The 14,393-nt window shown below is 65.7% G+C and carries 16 protein-coding genes; 8 read left to right on the plus strand and 8 right to left on the minus strand.

Features of this window, described 5'->3' with window-relative positions:
* Positions 1-9: 9 nt before the first annotated feature.
* The 3 genes from dnaG to LQG66_RS18250 form a co-directional block, all read right to left on the minus strand.
* Positions 10-2,031 carry a DNA primase gene (gene dnaG, locus LQG66_RS18240; RefSeq protein WP_231327555.1) on the minus strand — a complete coding sequence of 674 codons (2,022 nt, stop codon included), beginning with the start codon at positions 2,029-2,031 and terminating at the stop codon, positions 10-12.
* Between the two features lie 135 nt (positions 2,032-2,166).
* Positions 2,167-2,565: a gamma-glutamylcyclotransferase family protein gene (locus LQG66_RS18245; RefSeq protein ID WP_231327556.1), complete on the minus strand. Its 399-nt coding sequence runs from the start codon at positions 2,563-2,565 to the stop codon at positions 2,167-2,169.
* Between the two features lie 55 nt (positions 2,566-2,620).
* On the minus strand, positions 2,621-3,433 hold the full coding sequence (locus LQG66_RS18250; RefSeq protein WP_231327557.1) for a transglutaminase-like domain-containing protein: 813 nt from the start codon (positions 3,431-3,433) through the stop codon (positions 2,621-2,623).
* 206 nt (positions 3,434-3,639) lie between these two features.
* Between LQG66_RS18250 and LQG66_RS18255 the strand changes: the two genes are divergently transcribed.
* Positions 3,640-4,443 carry an N-formylglutamate amidohydrolase gene (locus LQG66_RS18255; RefSeq protein WP_231327558.1) on the plus strand — a complete coding sequence of 268 codons (804 nt, stop codon included), beginning with the start codon at positions 3,640-3,642 and terminating at the stop codon, positions 4,441-4,443.
* Positions 4,444-4,548: 105 nt separating this feature from the next.
* On the opposite strand, the gene LQG66_RS18260 is transcribed toward LQG66_RS18255, so the two are convergent.
* Positions 4,549-5,958 carry an aminotransferase-like domain-containing protein gene (locus LQG66_RS18260; RefSeq protein ID WP_231327559.1) on the minus strand — a complete coding sequence of 470 codons (1,410 nt, stop codon included), beginning with the start codon at positions 5,956-5,958 and terminating at the stop codon, positions 4,549-4,551.
* Between the two features lie 86 nt (positions 5,959-6,044).
* Between LQG66_RS18260 and LQG66_RS18265 the strand changes: the two genes are divergently transcribed.
* The 3 genes from LQG66_RS18265 to LQG66_RS18275 all read left to right on the plus strand — a co-directional run bounded on the left by LQG66_RS18265 (position 6,045) and on the right by LQG66_RS18275 (position 7,740).
* Positions 6,045-6,188, plus strand: a complete 144-nt coding sequence (locus LQG66_RS18265) for a DUF1127 domain-containing protein (RefSeq protein WP_231327560.1) — start codon at positions 6,045-6,047, stop codon at positions 6,186-6,188.
* A 25-nt stretch (positions 6,189-6,213) separates the two neighbouring features.
* The gene (locus LQG66_RS18270) at positions 6,214-7,050 is read left to right on the plus strand and encodes a PhzF family phenazine biosynthesis protein (RefSeq protein WP_231327561.1); all 837 of its coding nucleotides are present in this window, start codon (positions 6,214-6,216) and stop codon (positions 7,048-7,050) included.
* Between the two features lie 105 nt (positions 7,051-7,155).
* Positions 7,156-7,740, plus strand: a complete 585-nt coding sequence (locus LQG66_RS18275) for a Uma2 family endonuclease (RefSeq protein ID WP_231327562.1) — start codon at positions 7,156-7,158, stop codon at positions 7,738-7,740.
* 49 nt (positions 7,741-7,789) lie between these two features.
* On the opposite strand, the gene LQG66_RS18280 is transcribed toward LQG66_RS18275, so the two are convergent.
* Positions 7,790-8,410: a LysE family translocator gene (locus LQG66_RS18280; protein WP_231327563.1), complete on the minus strand. Its 621-nt coding sequence runs from the start codon at positions 8,408-8,410 to the stop codon at positions 7,790-7,792.
* 132 nt (positions 8,411-8,542) lie between these two features.
* Here LQG66_RS18280 and LQG66_RS18285 point away from each other — a divergent pair, with 132 nt between their 5' ends.
* The 4 genes from LQG66_RS18285 to LQG66_RS18300 all read left to right on the plus strand — a co-directional run bounded on the left by LQG66_RS18285 (position 8,543) and on the right by LQG66_RS18300 (position 10,793).
* Positions 8,543-8,857 carry an ArsR/SmtB family transcription factor gene (locus LQG66_RS18285; RefSeq protein WP_231327564.1) on the plus strand — a complete coding sequence of 105 codons (315 nt, stop codon included), beginning with the start codon at positions 8,543-8,545 and terminating at the stop codon, positions 8,855-8,857.
* Complete coding sequence (locus LQG66_RS18290; RefSeq protein WP_231327565.1) at positions 8,850-9,311, plus strand: SRPBCC family protein; 462 nt, start codon at positions 8,850-8,852, stop codon at positions 9,309-9,311. The genes LQG66_RS18285 and LQG66_RS18290 overlap by 8 nt, the downstream gene beginning before the upstream one ends.
* A gap of 3 nt (positions 9,312-9,314) precedes the next feature.
* Positions 9,315-9,827, plus strand: coding sequence for an SRPBCC family protein (locus tag LQG66_RS18295; RefSeq protein WP_231327566.1), 513 nt, complete (start codon positions 9,315-9,317; stop codon positions 9,825-9,827).
* Between the two features lie 90 nt (positions 9,828-9,917).
* The gene (locus LQG66_RS18300; RefSeq protein ID WP_345778951.1) at positions 9,918-10,793 is read left to right on the plus strand and encodes a DMT family transporter; all 876 of its coding nucleotides are present in this window, start codon (positions 9,918-9,920) and stop codon (positions 10,791-10,793) included.
* 36 nt (positions 10,794-10,829) lie between these two features.
* On the opposite strand, the gene LQG66_RS18305 is transcribed toward LQG66_RS18300, so the two are convergent.
* The 3 genes from LQG66_RS18305 to LQG66_RS18315 form a co-directional block, all read right to left on the minus strand.
* On the minus strand, positions 10,830-11,252 hold the full coding sequence (locus LQG66_RS18305) for a hypothetical protein (protein ID WP_231327568.1): 423 nt from the start codon (positions 11,250-11,252) through the stop codon (positions 10,830-10,832).
* A gap of 159 nt (positions 11,253-11,411) precedes the next feature.
* Positions 11,412-12,188, minus strand: a complete 777-nt coding sequence (locus tag LQG66_RS18310) for a DUF2189 domain-containing protein (RefSeq protein ID WP_231327569.1) — start codon at positions 12,186-12,188, stop codon at positions 11,412-11,414.
* 481 nt (positions 12,189-12,669) lie between these two features.
* Positions 12,670-14,277, minus strand: coding sequence for an acyl-CoA synthetase (locus LQG66_RS18315; protein WP_231327570.1), 1,608 nt, complete (start codon positions 14,275-14,277; stop codon positions 12,670-12,672).
* Between the last annotated feature and the right edge of the window lie 116 nt (positions 14,278-14,393).

A 14,393-nucleotide genomic window follows, 5' to 3' on the forward strand; every position in this document is an offset into this window, starting at 1 on the left:
GCGGCGGGTCTACACACTACGATTGAAGCGACCGGACAATTCACCGAAGCCTTCGATGAGCGCTTCGGTCCCGTCCACCTCGGCCATCCTGGCCTTCAAGTCCCTCAACCAGCCCATGTTGGCCTCGCTCGGCTCCTCGCCCAGCGCCACCTCGGCATCCTTCAATTCCCTAAGTAATGAGTGCCATTGCCGATGCAAGGCGACGAGTTGATGCCAGGTCGCAAGAACGTCATCGCGCGCCGCCCCCGACTTGGTCGCCCACACCGCCGCGGTCGTGATCGCCCGTTCAACCCGTTGAAGAAGCTCGGTGAATCCGCCTTTCTCCAGATCGGCACGCATCTTCTCGGCCTGCTCGTCCGGATCCGGCGAATGATGATGGTCATGGGCGAAGGCGGCGATGACGGCAGCCCGCAGCTTGTGCGCCTCGGGGTGGGCCAGCTCGAGTGCTGCAACCTCCTCGAGATGGTCGTGCAGCAGCCAGGGGTGGTTGATCAGGCACTGCAGGATCAGGGCCTCGCGGCGCGAGATCGCCGAGCGCTGGCCGCGCATGATCGGGCTCATGGCGAGCTGCGGGCTCGCGGCCTGGTAGGGTCCGCGGGCGAGGCCCGGCCCTGTGGATGGCGGACCGCCGCGGCGGCCGTTGCCGCCGCCCCCTGTGGATAACCGCCCCGACGACTGTCCGGAACCGGGACTGCGGGCGCCGAAGCGGCGTCCTGATTCGGCACCATAGCCGCGGCCATAGCCTCGGCCGCCGCCCTCCGGCGCGAACGCCCGGTACAGCCGCTCGCTGAGGTCCTGCTTGTAATAGCGGCGCACCACCTCGTCGCCGATGCCGGTGGTGAGCTGGCCGATCCGGGCCTCCAGCGCGGCGCGGCGCTCCGGCGTGGTGAAGCCGCCGCCCTCGGTCTCGCGGGACCAGATCACCTCGGCGAGCGGCTTGGCCACACCGAGCACCTCCTCGACCGCGCCGCGGCCGCCGGAGCGGACGAGATCGTCAGGGTCCTGGCCTTCCGGCAGCAGCGCGAAGCGCAGGCTCTTGCCGGGCTTGAGATGCGGCAAAGCGAGATCCGCAGCACGATAAGCCGCCTTCTGGCCGGCGCGGTCGCCGTCGAAGCAGAGGATCGGCTCGTCGACCATCTTCCAGATCAGCGCAAGCTGGCTCTCGGTCAGCGCGGTGCCGAGCGGCGCCACGGCGCCGGCAAAGCCCGCCGCGACCAGCGCGATGACGTCGACATAACCCTCGACCACGATCAGCGGCGCGCCGTTATGCGTGGCCTGGCGGGCGCTGGGGAGGTTGTAGAGATTGTCGCCCTTGTGGAAGAGCGGCGTCTCGGGAGAGTTCAGGTATTTCGCCGGCACGTCCTTCTGCAGCGCGCGGCCGCCGAAGGCGATGACGCGGCCGCGCAGGTCGGTGATCGGGAACATCACGCGGTCGCGGAAGCGGTCGTACGGCACGGGAATGTCGTCGCCGGCGACCAGCAGCCCGGCCTCGACCATGTCGGGCACGGGCACGCCCTGGGCGCCGAGATATTCCTTCAGCGCGAAACGATCCGGCGATGCATAGCCGATGCGGAACTGCAGCTGCGTCTGCGGCAGGATCGCGCGGTCGGCGAGATAGCCGCGCGCCCGCGCGCCGTGGCGCGAGGCCAAGGTGTCGGCGAAGAATTTCGCCGCCAGCTCCATCACGTCGTACAGCGTCTTGCGCTGCCGCTCCTGGCGCGCCGCATCCGGCGTCACCGCCGGCAGCGCCAGACCGGCGACCCCGGCCAGCCGCTCGACGGCCTCGGGGAAGCTGCAGCCCTCGGTCTCCATCACGAAGTCGAAGATGTTGCCGTGTTTGCCGGAGGAGAAGTCGTGATAGAAGCCCTTCTGGTCGTTGACGTAGAAGGACGGCGTCTTCTCCTGCTGGAACGGCGACAGGCCCTTCCACTCGCGCCCCGATTTCTTGAGCTTGACGCGCTTGCCGACGACATCCGAGACCGGAAGCCGGGCGCGCAGCTCATCGAGAAATTCCGGCGTGAAGCGGGCCATGGGCGGGGCGGTGGTCCTGTGCCAATCGAGTAGGCATATATGGGCGGGCTTGATGAGTCCGGCAATCGCGGGGCTTATCCGACTTATCCCGTCTTTACACAGGTGCCGTCATTCCAGGGCGCGCGAAGCAATGGGCTACGGCGCCAGGAACCGCCCCGAGACGATCCGCGCCGCCTCATTGACCGGCCAGTTGTAGACATAGGTCCAGGCCTCACAGGCGCTGCCGCCGGCGAGCGTGACGGCAAGACGCCGGCGCAGATATTCGGTCGGCGCGGCAAAACCCTCGCCGCAGGCCTCGTACATGTCGAACTCGCGCAGCATCGGCTCCGGCTGGCGCAGCCGGAACACCTCGCCGTGGACCAGCTCGGCCGCGTCGTCCGACAGCACGAGGCCGGGGTAATGCTGGATGCGGTAGAGCCGGCCGCGACAGCTCGCCTCCGCGACGAAGTCGGCATTGGCCGACAGCAGCCGCGCCATCGGATGGTCGAAGCCGCGCATCAGGGTGCCGTAGACGAAGAGCAGGTCGGAGGTCATGCCTCGTCTATAGCGGCGATCGCGCGCGAAGCGAAGCGGCCACAAGAGGGTCCGCTCAGGCGGCCACGATCTCGTCGCTGATGACGTGGAATTTGGTCAAGGTCATCAGGCCGAAGCTCGTGGACAGCGCGACGTCGGCGGCGTCCCGCCCGGTCGCCATCAGGACACGGCCGATGCGCGCGGCGTTGTGGCGGGCATCGAACGTGTACCACCGGCCCGAGAGATAGACCTCGAACCAGCCGGAGAAATCCATCGGCGCGGGATCCGGCGGCACGCCGATGTCGCCGAGATAGCCGGTGCAGTAGCGCGCCGGAATGCCCATGCAGCGGCAGAAGGTCAGCGCGAGATGGGCGAAGTCGCGGCACACGCCGGCGCGCTGCTGATAGACGTCGTGCGCCGACTTCATGGCGTGGGCGTGCTCATAGCCGAACGTGACGTGGCGGTGCACGAAGTCGCAGATCGCCTGCACGCGCGCCCACCCCGCCGGCGCGCTGCCGAACAACGACCAGGCGACCTCGGCCAGCTTGTCGGTCTCGCAATAGCGGCTCGGCATCAGATAGAGCAGCAGTTCGTCCGGCAGCTGCTCGATCGGCAGTTGCTGGGCACCGGGATTGCTCACATCCGGCTGCCCGCTGTCGCAGACGATGGCGCTGCCGTGGAAGGTGACGCCGCCGGCCGGCGCCACCAACCGTCCGCACAGATTGCCGAAGCTGTCGTTGTAGAATTTGATCGGCACTTTGGGCTCGGTCGTGATCGTCTCAGTGCCGACGATGTCCGCAAAGCGCGAGGGGTGGATCGACAGCATGATCACCATCGGCGTTGCCGCCGGGGCCGCATAGGCGATCTCGAATCCAACCTTGATCAGCATGAAGTCTCCCTCGCCCCGTGCGGGCGGCACGTTGTGCCAGCCTCGTCATCACCGTGGACCGTAAGCCCATTGCGAACTTCTGTCTTGTGAATGATCGCCAGAATCAGCATCGTTCGGGCGACCAACATGATGCCCGCCGGCCAAATCTTCATCCTTCTGCTCAATTCGAGATCGGTCTGCCGCTTCATGCAGCAACGAGAGACAGCATGACCACGTCCGGCACAAGCAACACTCATCGACTCCTTCAGCCGGACGAAGTTCCGCCCGTGCTGGAGCACAACGTCGGTGGAACGTCTGCGTTCCTGTTGACCAGTGATCACTATGGCCGCCTGCTGCCGCGGGCGCTCGGCGATCTCGGCCTTGATGAGAGCGAGCTGGAGCGGCACATCGCCTGGGACATCGGCATCGCAGGCGTGGCGGAAGCCGTGTCGCGCGCGCTCGATGCGCATCTTCTGGCGCAGCGCTATTCGCGGCTGGTAATCGACTGCAACCGCTCGCCGAAGGCGCCGAACTCGATTCCCATGATCAGCGAGCGCACGACGATCCCCGGCAATGAGGGCCTGACGCACGAGGACGTCGAGCTCCGGCGCCGCGATGTCTTCGATCCCTATCACGACCGCATCACCGCCGTGCTCGATGAACGCAAGGCCCTGGGACGGCCGACCGTGCTGGTGTCGCTGCACAGCTTCACGCCGGTCTATGCCGGCATCGCGAGGCCCTGGCACATCGGCACGCTGTATCAGCACGACCGCATCCTGCCGCCGTTGCTGCTGACGGCGCTGCGAGCCGAGCCCGATCTCGTCGTGGGCGACAACCAGCCCTACGCGGTCGGCAATGGCACCGACTACACCATCCCGGTGCATGGCGAGGCCCGCGGCCTCATTACATCCGGCATCGAGATCCGGCAGGACGAGATCGCCGAGCCCGAGGGGCAGCAGCGCTGGGCCGAGCGCCTGATCCGCATCCTCGGCGAGATCGAGATCAAGCTGCGCAGCGAAGGCCTCGCTTAGATCATGATGCGATTCCGCGGAATCGCATCATGATCTCATCTCTTTGTTTGAGCATGATCTTTTCGGAAAACCGGTTTCCACTTTTCCGGATCATGCTCTAGCTCGCTACTCCGTCATATCGGAGGAGTCGTGATGCGCGAGCAGGCCGGCGAGCCGCCACAGTGCCGTCCTGAGATCATCGTGGCTCGGCAGGCCCAGCGCGAGCCGCACCGCGTTCGGTGAATGGCCGTGGGCCACGGCGAAGGCGCTCGCCGGGGTGATTGCGATGCCCGCGCGCGCGGCCGCAGCCGTCAAGGCTTCGGCGCGCCAGCCCTCCGGCAGATACAGCCAGACATGGTAGGAGCGGGGATCGGCCTCGATGTGATGGCCGCCGAGACATTCGGCGACGATCGCCTGCCTGACCAGTGCATCGGCGCGCTTGCGCCGGGTGATCTCGGCCGCGGTGCCGTCGGCCAGCAGCCCCATGCCGGCGGCCAGCGCGAGCGACGTCACCGACCAGGCACCCGTGCGTACCGTGGCAGCGAATTTTTCGCGCATTGCTGACGGCACATAGAGGAAGCCCACCGCAATGCCGGGCGCGAGCCGCTTGGCGAGGCTGTCGACGATGACGACGCGCTCCTCGGCCTGCGTCGCCAGCGAGACCTGGTCGCTGAGAAAGCCGTAGACCAGATCCTCGATGATCATCAGCTCGTGCTTACGCACGAGCCGAACGATGTCTTCGCGCCTCGCCTCGCTCATCGTCAGACCGAGCGGATTCTGCATCACCGGCTGGATGTAGATCGCGTTGAGCGCACTGCTGCGATGCGCCTTGGTCAGCGCATCCGGGCGGATGCCCTCGCCGTCCATCGCGAGCGGCACCAGGGTGACGCCGAGCCGCGCTGCGATGCCCTTGATCATCGGATAGGTGACGGCCTCGACACCGAGCCGGCCGCCGACCGGCACCAGCGCCGAGATCGCCGCAGCCAGCGACTGCCGCCCGCTACCGGCGAAGACGAAGTTTTCCGCGCGCGGGCGCCACCGGTCGCTTGCGAAAAACGCCGCAGCGGTGCGACCGGCTTCGGCGAGCCGGCGCTGCGTGATCGGCGCGAGCACCGGCGCGAGCTTCTCCGGCCGCTGCCAGACCGCCATCGATTTCGCGATCATTGCCGCCTGATCGGGCAGTGTCGGAAAATTGAACTCGAGATCGATGCGGCCGTCGAACGGCTCCAGCCGCAACGACGGTGGCACCGGCGCCGCCTGCCCCGCGACGAAGGTGCCGCGTCCGACCTCGCCCACCACGAGGCCTCTGCGCAATAATTCGGCATAGACGCGGGCTGCCGTGGATGCGGCAATTCCCCGCTCATAGGCGAACTGGCGCTGCGGCGGCAGCCGGTCGCCGGCCTTCAGGCGGCCGCTGGCGATGTCTTCGGAAATGTCGTCAACCAGGGCCGTATACGACACATTCATGCTATATTGCACCGAGAGCAATGTTTCGATTGCACCGAGATATGTACTGCGTAATTGCTCTTCGAACAACGCAATTGAAGAGCAATAGGTGACACATGGCATATTCCCTGGCGCAGCGTTGGGCAACTCCGCAAGTTGCCCACGGAAAGAGCAATTTGCTCCAGGCTCCGCAACTCTGGCTGCAGCGCCTGTTCTGGCGCTCCGAGCTCGCGATGCTCGACGCCGAGCAGATGCGCGACTGCGGACTCGATCCGATGGTTGTTCAGCAAGAGGCCAACAAGCCGTTCTGGCGCGACTGAGAACGACCTCGAGGAGGACACAGCAATGCCGACGCTTCCATTCCATCAAGTCGACGTGTTCTCCGCGGTGCCGTTCAAGGGCAACCCGCTTGCCGTGATCGCCGAGGCCGACGGCCTCGACGATGCGGCGATGCGGGCGATCGCCAACTGGACCAACCTGTCCGAGACGACCTTCCTGTCACGTGCTCAGGATCCGAGCGCTGATTACCGCGTGCGCATCTTCACGCCGCAGCGCGAGCTGCCTTTTGCAGGCCATCCGACGCTCGGCTCGGCCTACGTCTGGCTTGCGCTCGGCGGCCGCCCGAAGGGAGAGCACGTGGTGCAGGAATGCGGCGCGGGTCTCGTGCGCATCAAGCGCGACGGTGACCGACTCGCCTTCGCGGCGCCGCCGCTGCGCCGCTCAGGCGCCGTCGATGCCGAGCTCACGGCGAAAATCGCCGCCGCGCTCGGCGTGAAGCCGGAGGCGATGCGCGCCGTACAGTGGGCCGACAACGGTCCCGGCTGGATCGGCGTGCTGATGGACTCGCGCCAGGATGTGCTGAACATCAGGTTCAACGTTCAGGCCCTGTCGCAACAGCCGGTCGGCGTCGTCGCGCCGTGGGACCCCGCAAGGGATGGACGTGACGCCAACTACGAGGTTCGCGCCTTCACCTGGAGCGGCGCGGAGGACCCCGTCACAGGCAGCCTCAATGCAAGTCTGGCGCAATGGCTGGTCGGCGCCGGAATTGCTCCGAAGCACTATGTCGCGTCCCAGGGCACCGCCCTCGGCCGCGCCGGCCGCGTCCATGTCGCGCAGGACGGCGACACAATCTGGATCGGCGGCGCCGTCGCGCCGGTGGTGAAGGGTACGATCGGCCTGTAACGGCCGGTCGGCGCGGCGGGATCGGCAGGCGGCGATGCTGCCCCTGAGCCATGCTTCCGCTGACCGACTGCATCGCCTATAATTGGGCGAAACAGGCATTCCTGCATGAACATCAAGGTCGATCCGGCGTCGGTCACGCCCGAGCAGTTCTTCTCCTGGGTGACGGCACAGGACGCACGTTACGAGCTCGTCGATGGCGAGGTCGTCATGATGGCCGGCGCCGGGCGCCGACACGATGCGATCGTGGTGAACCTGACGGCGGCGCTGCACGCGCAAACCCGAAATGGTCCGTGCCAAACCTTCACCGGCGATACTTATGTCGTCACCACCCCGTCGACCCGTCGCATGCCGGATCTGGGGGTCGATTGCGGCAAGCCCGATGAGGATTCGCTGGTCGCAGACCGACCGGCGTTGCTAGTCGAGGTGCTGTCACCCACGACCGGCGGATTCGACGTGACCGTCAAGCTCGCCGAATATCAGGCGCTGCCGTGCCTCGACGACATCCTGTTCATCGACACCGACAGTCCCAACGCGCACCTATATTCACGCGATGCAGGCGGCGCGTGGACGGACGTCGTGCTGAAGGGACTCGATGCCGTCATTCACTTGGACAAGCTAAACGTCATACTCGAGCTGCGTGACGTTTATGCGGGCCTGGAATTCCGCCCGCGACCACGCCTCGTCGAATAGACGTCCGAGGCGCCCATAACCGAACATGAGCCGAGGGCTGAAGGCGGGCTCACCGTGCCCGCGTCAGCGCCAGCCACAGACCGCCGCCGATCATGAAGCCGCCGGAGAGGCGCGACACCAGCCGCGTGCGCTCTGCCGAGAACAGCTTGCGCGCGCGGCCGGCGAGCAGCGCATAAACCGCGTCGGTGAGGCCCCCGATCACCATGAATGTGACGCCGAGCAGTCCGACCTGCGGCACGTGATCCCGGCTCATGTCCATGAACTGCGGCAGGAACGCGCCGAAGAACACCATCACCTTGGGGTTCGACAGCAGCACCAGCAGACCCTGCAGGAAGAAGCCGCCGCGCGGCGGCAGGGGCGGCGCCTCGCCCGCGGCGATGCCCTCGACCGGTGAGCGGATGAGCTGGACGCCGAGCCACACCAGATAGGCGGCGCCGATCAACCGCACCCATTCGAACCAGTAGCCCATGGTGGCCATCAGCGACGTCAGGCCGACGGCAACGACGCCGATCGCGATCGCAAGCCCAGTCTGCACGCCGGCGATGTTGATCAGCGCGGCGCGGGTTCCATGGCGCAGGCCATTGCCGATCAACAGCGTGACCACGGGACCGGGCAGCAGCGCCAGCGCGATGCAGGCGGCGACGAAAGCGAGATAGACTTGCAGGGACATGAGGCGCCTCGGTGCGAATGAGGCCCTTACTAATGCACGACATGTCGACCGATGGAAGTCTCGCCCCAGCACCAGCGAAGCCGAATACTGCTGACTTGACACGCAACCGATTGGTTGCCTATTCTCGAGATCATGGACGATGTCTTCAAGGCGCTTGCGGACGGCTCACGACGCGCCCTGCTCGACAGGCTCCACGCGCGGAACGGGCAAACCCTGACCGAACTCTGCGACGGCCTCGCGATGACGCGACAGGCCGTGACCAAGCACCTTGCCATTCTGGAAGCGGCCAATCTGGTCGCGACGATCCGGCATGGCCGCGAGAAGCTGCACTATCTCAATCCGGTGCCGATCCATCACATCGGGGAGCGCTGGATCAAGAAATTCGAGCGCGGCAAACTCGCCGCGCTCAGCGCGTTGAAGCGGCAATTGGAGGAGCGCGATGAGTAAGCCCGAATTCGTCTACGTCACGTATATCGCGACGACGCCCGAGAAGTTGTGGGAAGCGCTGACATCAAACGAATTCGCGAAGCGCTACTGGTTCGGCACCGAACTGCATTCCGACTGGCGCGTCGGCTCGCCGTTCGCGCTGGTGACCGATGGGATGACGACGGATGTCGGCCAGATTCTGGAGTTCGATCCGCCACGCCGGCTCTCCTACACCTTCCAGCACATCCTGAAAGACGAGTTTCGCAACGAGCAGCCGACCAAGGTCGTGTTCGCGATCGAACCGCACGGCAACTCCGTCAAGCTGACCCTGACACATGAAGGCTTCGAAGGGGCGGGGAGATTGCTCGATGCGGTTTCCAACGGCTGGCCCGCGATCATGTCCGGCCTAAAAAGTCTGCTGGAGACCGGAACGGCGCTGGCGATCCCGATGTCAGCGCTCGGCAAGGGAGTCTGAGCGATGGATCTTGCAAAGTTCAGGCCCGCCACCGTCTACACGATCTACATCGCCGCCAGCCCTGAGAAGGTGTGGCAGGCGCTGACCTCGGCCGAGTTCAGCCGGCAATACTTCTTCGGCTTCGCCGTCGAAGCCGAACTGAGGGCGGGCGGCGCCTTCGTCGTGCGCGCGCCCGATGGCTCCGAGCATATCAGCGGCGAGGTGATCGTCTGCGAGCCGCCGCAGCGGCTGACCGTGACGTGGGACGTCAACTGGCCGGGGCTCGTCGACGCGCTCGGGCGGACCCTCGTCACTTATGAGATCGAGCCGGCCGGCGACACCGTGCGGCTCACGATGACCGAATCGCATGAGCGGCCACTCTCCGACGACATCCTGTCCGGCGGACGCCAGGGCTGGCCAGCGATCCTGTCGAGCCTGAAGAGCGTGCTCGAAACCGGCAAGCCGCTTGCGATCAAGATGGCGCCGCCGACGCGCATGCTCGCGGCGTTGAAGGCGATGGGGATCGAGGTGCCGTGATGGCGGCCGCCGAGATCGATCTTGTCAATGCCCTGAGCAGCGTGGGATCGTGACGACACGAAAAGTCTTCCTGCCTCCCGTCGGGGCCTGATGCCAGACGTTCAATCTCAACATCGTGCCGGCATTGCGCTCGTGGCTGCAGCTGCGATCGCCTGGAGCACCGCACCGTTCTTCACTCGGCTGCTGCACTTCGATTCCTGGACCATCCTGTTCTGGCGCGGCCTGTTCGGCGGCGGCTTCATCGCGTTGTTTCTGGTGCTTGCTCAAGGCTGGCATGGAGCGAGGAGCCTCATCCGATTGGGTGCAGGCGGCGCGCTGGTTGCCTGCCTCTCGGCCCTCGCGATGCTGGCATTCATCCCGGCTCTGCAACTGACGAGCACGGCCAATGTCGCGATCGTCATCGCCGCCCAGCCCTTCACAACGACGGCGATCGCCTGGTTGTGGCTACGCGAGGCGCCCTCCATTGCGACGATGCTGGCGAGCCTCGTCGCGTTCAGCGGCATCGCGGTCACGGTGAGCGGCGCCGTCACAGCAGCTGATTATCGTGCGGTCGGGCTGGCCGTCGTGATGATGCTGGCTTTTGCCGCCATGACAGTGGCGATGCGCAGGCACAAGGATACGCCGATGGTGGCGGCAGCGGCCGTGTCCAACGTGCTCGGTGCGACGATCAGCGTTCCATTCGCGCATGACCTGTTTGCCGTCTCGGCGCTCGACATCGGCACGCTGGCGATGTTCGGATTATTTCAGGTCGCGCTCGGACTCACGTTCTTCTCGCTTGGCGTCAGGCTGCTGCCGTCAGGCCGAGCATCGCTGATCGCCACTCTGGAGACGCCGCTGATGCCGTTCTGGGTCTGGCTCGCCTTTGCAGAGCTCCCGAGCGGGCGCGCGCTCGCCGGCGGCGCGCTGGTGATGACGGCTGTGATCGCCGACATTGTCGGCAACGACCGCAAGCCCAAGCTGGGCTGAAGCTCCGAGATCGAGGCGCCCGAGAGATAGCAGCGTCTAAGATACCGCGGCGATCTGGGGAATGTACGCCAGCACGGCACCGACCTGGACCGCATTGCTCAGCATGCCGCCCCAATGCAGCCAGCGCAGCCGGCGAACGGCTGTCACGTCGCCGGAATCCCGGTCGCGGATGCGCGCGTCCATCTGCTCCAGAAACCAGCGGCGCGACAGCAGCGCAAAGGCGGCGATCAGAGCGATCCCGAGCGCCAGGATCGGACGGCCGTCCGCCAGGACCGCGAGCATGCCGATCCCGCCCGCGATCGCCAAGGCCACAAAGTAGGAGTCGAACATGCCACGTAGGAGCCGCGTCACCGGCACGATGTCGAGCCTCACCAGCAGGAAGGCCGGCGCAGCCAGCAGCATATAGAACATCGGCAGCAGCAGGATGATGGTGGCAAACAGCGCGATGTTGTCCGGCATCGTCCTTCCCCCGATATTGCGCGGGCCGGACAGCCGCCGAGCCGCATTTTGCGTGCATCCTAGGCGGCGCCGCCCGTGCCCGCCATGGGACCTTAGTCGGTCGCCATCAACCCGGCCGCCGGGCTGAACATGCAATCAAGTCGTGCCCGCGCTTTCGCGTCAGGCGGGCGCAACGATACGGCGATAGAGATGCCATGTCGCATGGCCCAGCACCGGCACGGTGACGAGCAGGCCGAGAAAATATGGCAGCGCCGAAACAATCAAGAGCACGGTGATGACAGCGGCCCAGCCGATCATCGGCCCCGGACTGGTCACGACCGCGCGCACGCTGGTGATCATCGCAGTCACGAAATCGACGTCGCGCTCCAGCAGCAGCGGAAACGACACCACGGTCAGCGAGAACAGGATCAGCGACAGCGCGGCGCCATCGAGATTTCCGATCACGAGGAACAGCAGGCCCTCGTTGGTCGTCAGCACCACCGTCATGAATTCCTTGAAGCTGGAGAACGAGGCGTTGAGCCCGAGCAGAAGTGCGATCAGGAGCCGGATCTGGTACATCCAGATCACGAAGAAGAACACGGTGACGAACGCCATCCAGGCGATCTCGCTGCGCGAGGTGATCGTGCGCCAGATCCCGCCATAGGAGATGGGCTGGCCGAGCTCGCGGCGGCGGCTGACCTCATACAGCCCGATCGCAACGAACGGGCCGATCAATGCAAAACCCGCCGCCAGCGGATAAGCGAGATAGACCATGCCGAAGGCGGTGACGCACAGCACGATGCTGATACCGCCAAGCACGTAGATCAGCCCGAAAGCGAGGCCGAACAGCGGCCGAGCCTGAAAATCGCGCAGGCCTTGCGTCAAGGCCTCGGCAATGTCGGCCGTGGTGATGCGGCGCACCACGGGATCGGTTCGTCCCGAGACGGATGCGGTCATCGGCGTACCCTCCTGACTGTTATTCCTTGCGCCGATGCTAACAGCGGGAGGGCCGCGATTTCAATTTCAACTTGTGGGCAGGAGGACGATGGTATGGCCTCCAAATGCCTCAATGAGAGATACGATCTGCCGCGGCACAGGCAGTCCGCTCCCTCTCCCGGTTCTTCACGGGGTCGCGACGAGCTTCGCTCGCGCTGAGAGGGTTGGGGTGAGGGGCAGCCACAGCCTGTGATCCGTGTTGTCAGACCTGTACCCCCCTCACCCGGATTGCATCTTCGATGCAATCCGGCCTCTCCCCGCAAGCGGCAGGGCGATCGCATATGACGGTCCAACTTTGAGTTCGGCTCCCTCCACACCGTCATGGCCGGGCTCCGTCCCGGCCATCCACGTCGTTCGGCATCCTGGGAAGGACGTGGATGCCCGGGACGGAGCCCGGGCATGACGACGTGGAGGCTCCATCGCGTTCAAACGAACGAGAATCCTACCCCCGCGCCCGCAGCTCACGCCTGAGCACCTTGCCGGTCGCCGTCATCGGCAGGCTGTCGGTAAATTCGACATGGCGCGGATATTCATGCGCGGCGAGCTTCACCTTGACGAAGTCCTGGATCTCTCGCGACAGCGTGTCACTTGCAACGAAGCCCGGCCGCAGCACGATCCAGGCCTTGACCGCTTCGGTGCGCACCGGGTCGGGAATGCCGACCACGGCGGCGAGCGCCACCGCGGGGTGCTTGAGCAGCGTGTCCTCGATCTCGGCCGGGCCGATGCGATAGCCGGCCGAGGTGATGACGTCGTCCTCGCGGCTCGCGTACCAGAAATAGCCGTCTTCATCCTGGGTGCCGAGATCACCGGTGAGGAGCACGTCACCGGCGAACTTTGTCCGCGTCGCCTCCGGATTGCGCCAATATTCGATCATGGTGCAGGGATTAGGCTGGCGCACGCCGATGATGCCTCTGACACCGCGCGGCAACGCCTCGCCCTTCTCGTTCACGATCAGGACCTCGAAGCCGGGGGTAGCCTTGCCCATCGAGCCCGGCCGGATCGGAAACAGCTTTGCATTGTTACCGACCACGAGATTGCATTCGGTCTGGCCGTAGATCTCGTGCGCATCGATGCCGAAGGTCGCGCGCACCCAGCCGAGCAGCTCGGCGCCGAGCGACTCGCCGCCGGTCAGGATGCTGCGCAGCTTGACGCCCTCGTGCCTGACGTTGGCCTGCCGCATCAGCTTGAGCGCGGTCGGTGGCAGAAACACGTTGCGCACGGCGTAGTCGGCCATCAGCTGCATGGCAGCCTGAGGCACGAACTTCCTGGCGCGATAGCCGATCACGGGGACTGCATGATACCAGGCCGGAAACAGCGCATCGAACAGCCCGCCGATCCAGGCCCAGTCGGCCGGCGTCCACATCACGTCGCCGGGCTTCGGCAGGAAGCCGTGCACCATCTCGACATTGGGCAGATGGCCGAGCAGCACGCGATGGGCGTGTAGCGCGCCTTTTGGATTTCCGGTCGTGCCGGAGGTGTAGATGATGATGGCGGGATCGTCACTCGACGTGGCGACAGTCGGGAATTGATCGGACGCGCACTCCAGCGTCGGCCAGAATGGCTTGGCGCCGTTGCCGCCGCCGTCCGTGACGTAGATCGTCTTCAACTCCGGCAACTGGTCGCGAATGCGCGCGAGCTTCGCCAGACCCACGGCGTCGGTGACGAGCGCCTTGGCGCCGGAGTTCTGCAGGCGGAACTGCAGCGCGTCCTCGCCGAACAGCGTGAACAGCGGCACCGAGACGAGACCGGCGCGGAACGCCGCGAGATGGACGACCGGCAGCTCCAGCGACTGCGACAGGAACACGGCGACGCGGTCGCCCTGCGCGAGACCATCCGCCTTCAGAACATTGGCGAAGCGGCAGGAGTGCGCGCGCAGCTCGTCGAACGACACGCGCCGGGCCTCGCCGTCCTCCTCGACGACGATCAGCGCAAGGCGCTCGGAGCCGTCGGCGTGGCGGTCGCAGGTCGCAACCGCAATGTTGAACTGCGCCGGGATGTCCCAGCGGAAGTCGCTATAGAGCCGGTCGTAGTCGGACGTTTCCTTGAGCATGGCGGAGGCGTTTCCCTCTCGGTTGTTTGTTCACCTCTCCCCGCTCGTGTCCGCCGTAGCTCGCAGAGCGAAGGCGGATGCGGGGGCGCGACGAGCGTCGCTCGCGCTGAGAGGTC

Source organism: Bradyrhizobium ontarionense, from assembly GCF_021088345.1.
GTDB classification, from domain to species: Bacteria; Pseudomonadota; Alphaproteobacteria; order Rhizobiales; family Xanthobacteraceae; genus Bradyrhizobium; species Bradyrhizobium ontarionense.

What these genes read in the sequence shown, in the direction of transcription:
- dnaG (WP_231327555.1), bottom strand. Translation starts at nt 2,031, where the DNA reads ATGGCCCGCTTCACGCCGGAATTTCTCGATGAGCTGCGCGCCCGGCTT.
- LQG66_RS18245 (WP_231327556.1), bottom strand. Translation starts at nt 2,565, where the DNA reads ATGACCTCCGACCTGCTCTTCGTCTACGGCACCCTGATGCGCGGCTTC.
- LQG66_RS18250 (WP_231327557.1), bottom strand. Translation starts at nt 3,433, where the DNA reads ATGCTGATCAAGGTTGGATTCGAGATCGCCTATGCGGCCCCGGCGGCA.
- LQG66_RS18255 (WP_231327558.1), top strand. Translation starts at nt 3,640, where the DNA reads ATGACCACGTCCGGCACAAGCAACACTCATCGACTCCTTCAGCCGGAC.
- LQG66_RS18270 (WP_231327561.1), top strand. Translation starts at nt 6,214, where the DNA reads ATGCCGACGCTTCCATTCCATCAAGTCGACGTGTTCTCCGCGGTGCCG.
- LQG66_RS18275 (WP_231327562.1), top strand. Translation starts at nt 7,156, where the DNA reads ATGAACATCAAGGTCGATCCGGCGTCGGTCACGCCCGAGCAGTTCTTC.
- LQG66_RS18280 (WP_231327563.1), bottom strand. Translation starts at nt 8,410, where the DNA reads ATGTCCCTGCAAGTCTATCTCGCTTTCGTCGCCGCCTGCATCGCGCTG.
- LQG66_RS18285 (WP_231327564.1), top strand. Translation starts at nt 8,543, where the DNA reads ATGGACGATGTCTTCAAGGCGCTTGCGGACGGCTCACGACGCGCCCTG.
- LQG66_RS18290 (WP_231327565.1), top strand. Translation starts at nt 8,850, where the DNA reads ATGAGTAAGCCCGAATTCGTCTACGTCACGTATATCGCGACGACGCCC.
- LQG66_RS18295 (WP_231327566.1), top strand. Translation starts at nt 9,315, where the DNA reads ATGGATCTTGCAAAGTTCAGGCCCGCCACCGTCTACACGATCTACATC.
- LQG66_RS18300 (WP_345778951.1), top strand. Translation starts at nt 9,918, where the DNA reads ATGCCAGACGTTCAATCTCAACATCGTGCCGGCATTGCGCTCGTGGCT.
- LQG66_RS18305 (WP_231327568.1), bottom strand. Translation starts at nt 11,252, where the DNA reads ATGCCGGACAACATCGCGCTGTTTGCCACCATCATCCTGCTGCTGCCG.
- LQG66_RS18310 (WP_231327569.1), bottom strand. Translation starts at nt 12,188, where the DNA reads ATGACCGCATCCGTCTCGGGACGAACCGATCCCGTGGTGCGCCGCATC.
- LQG66_RS18315 (WP_231327570.1), bottom strand. Translation starts at nt 14,277, where the DNA reads ATGCTCAAGGAAACGTCCGACTACGACCGGCTCTATAGCGACTTCCGC.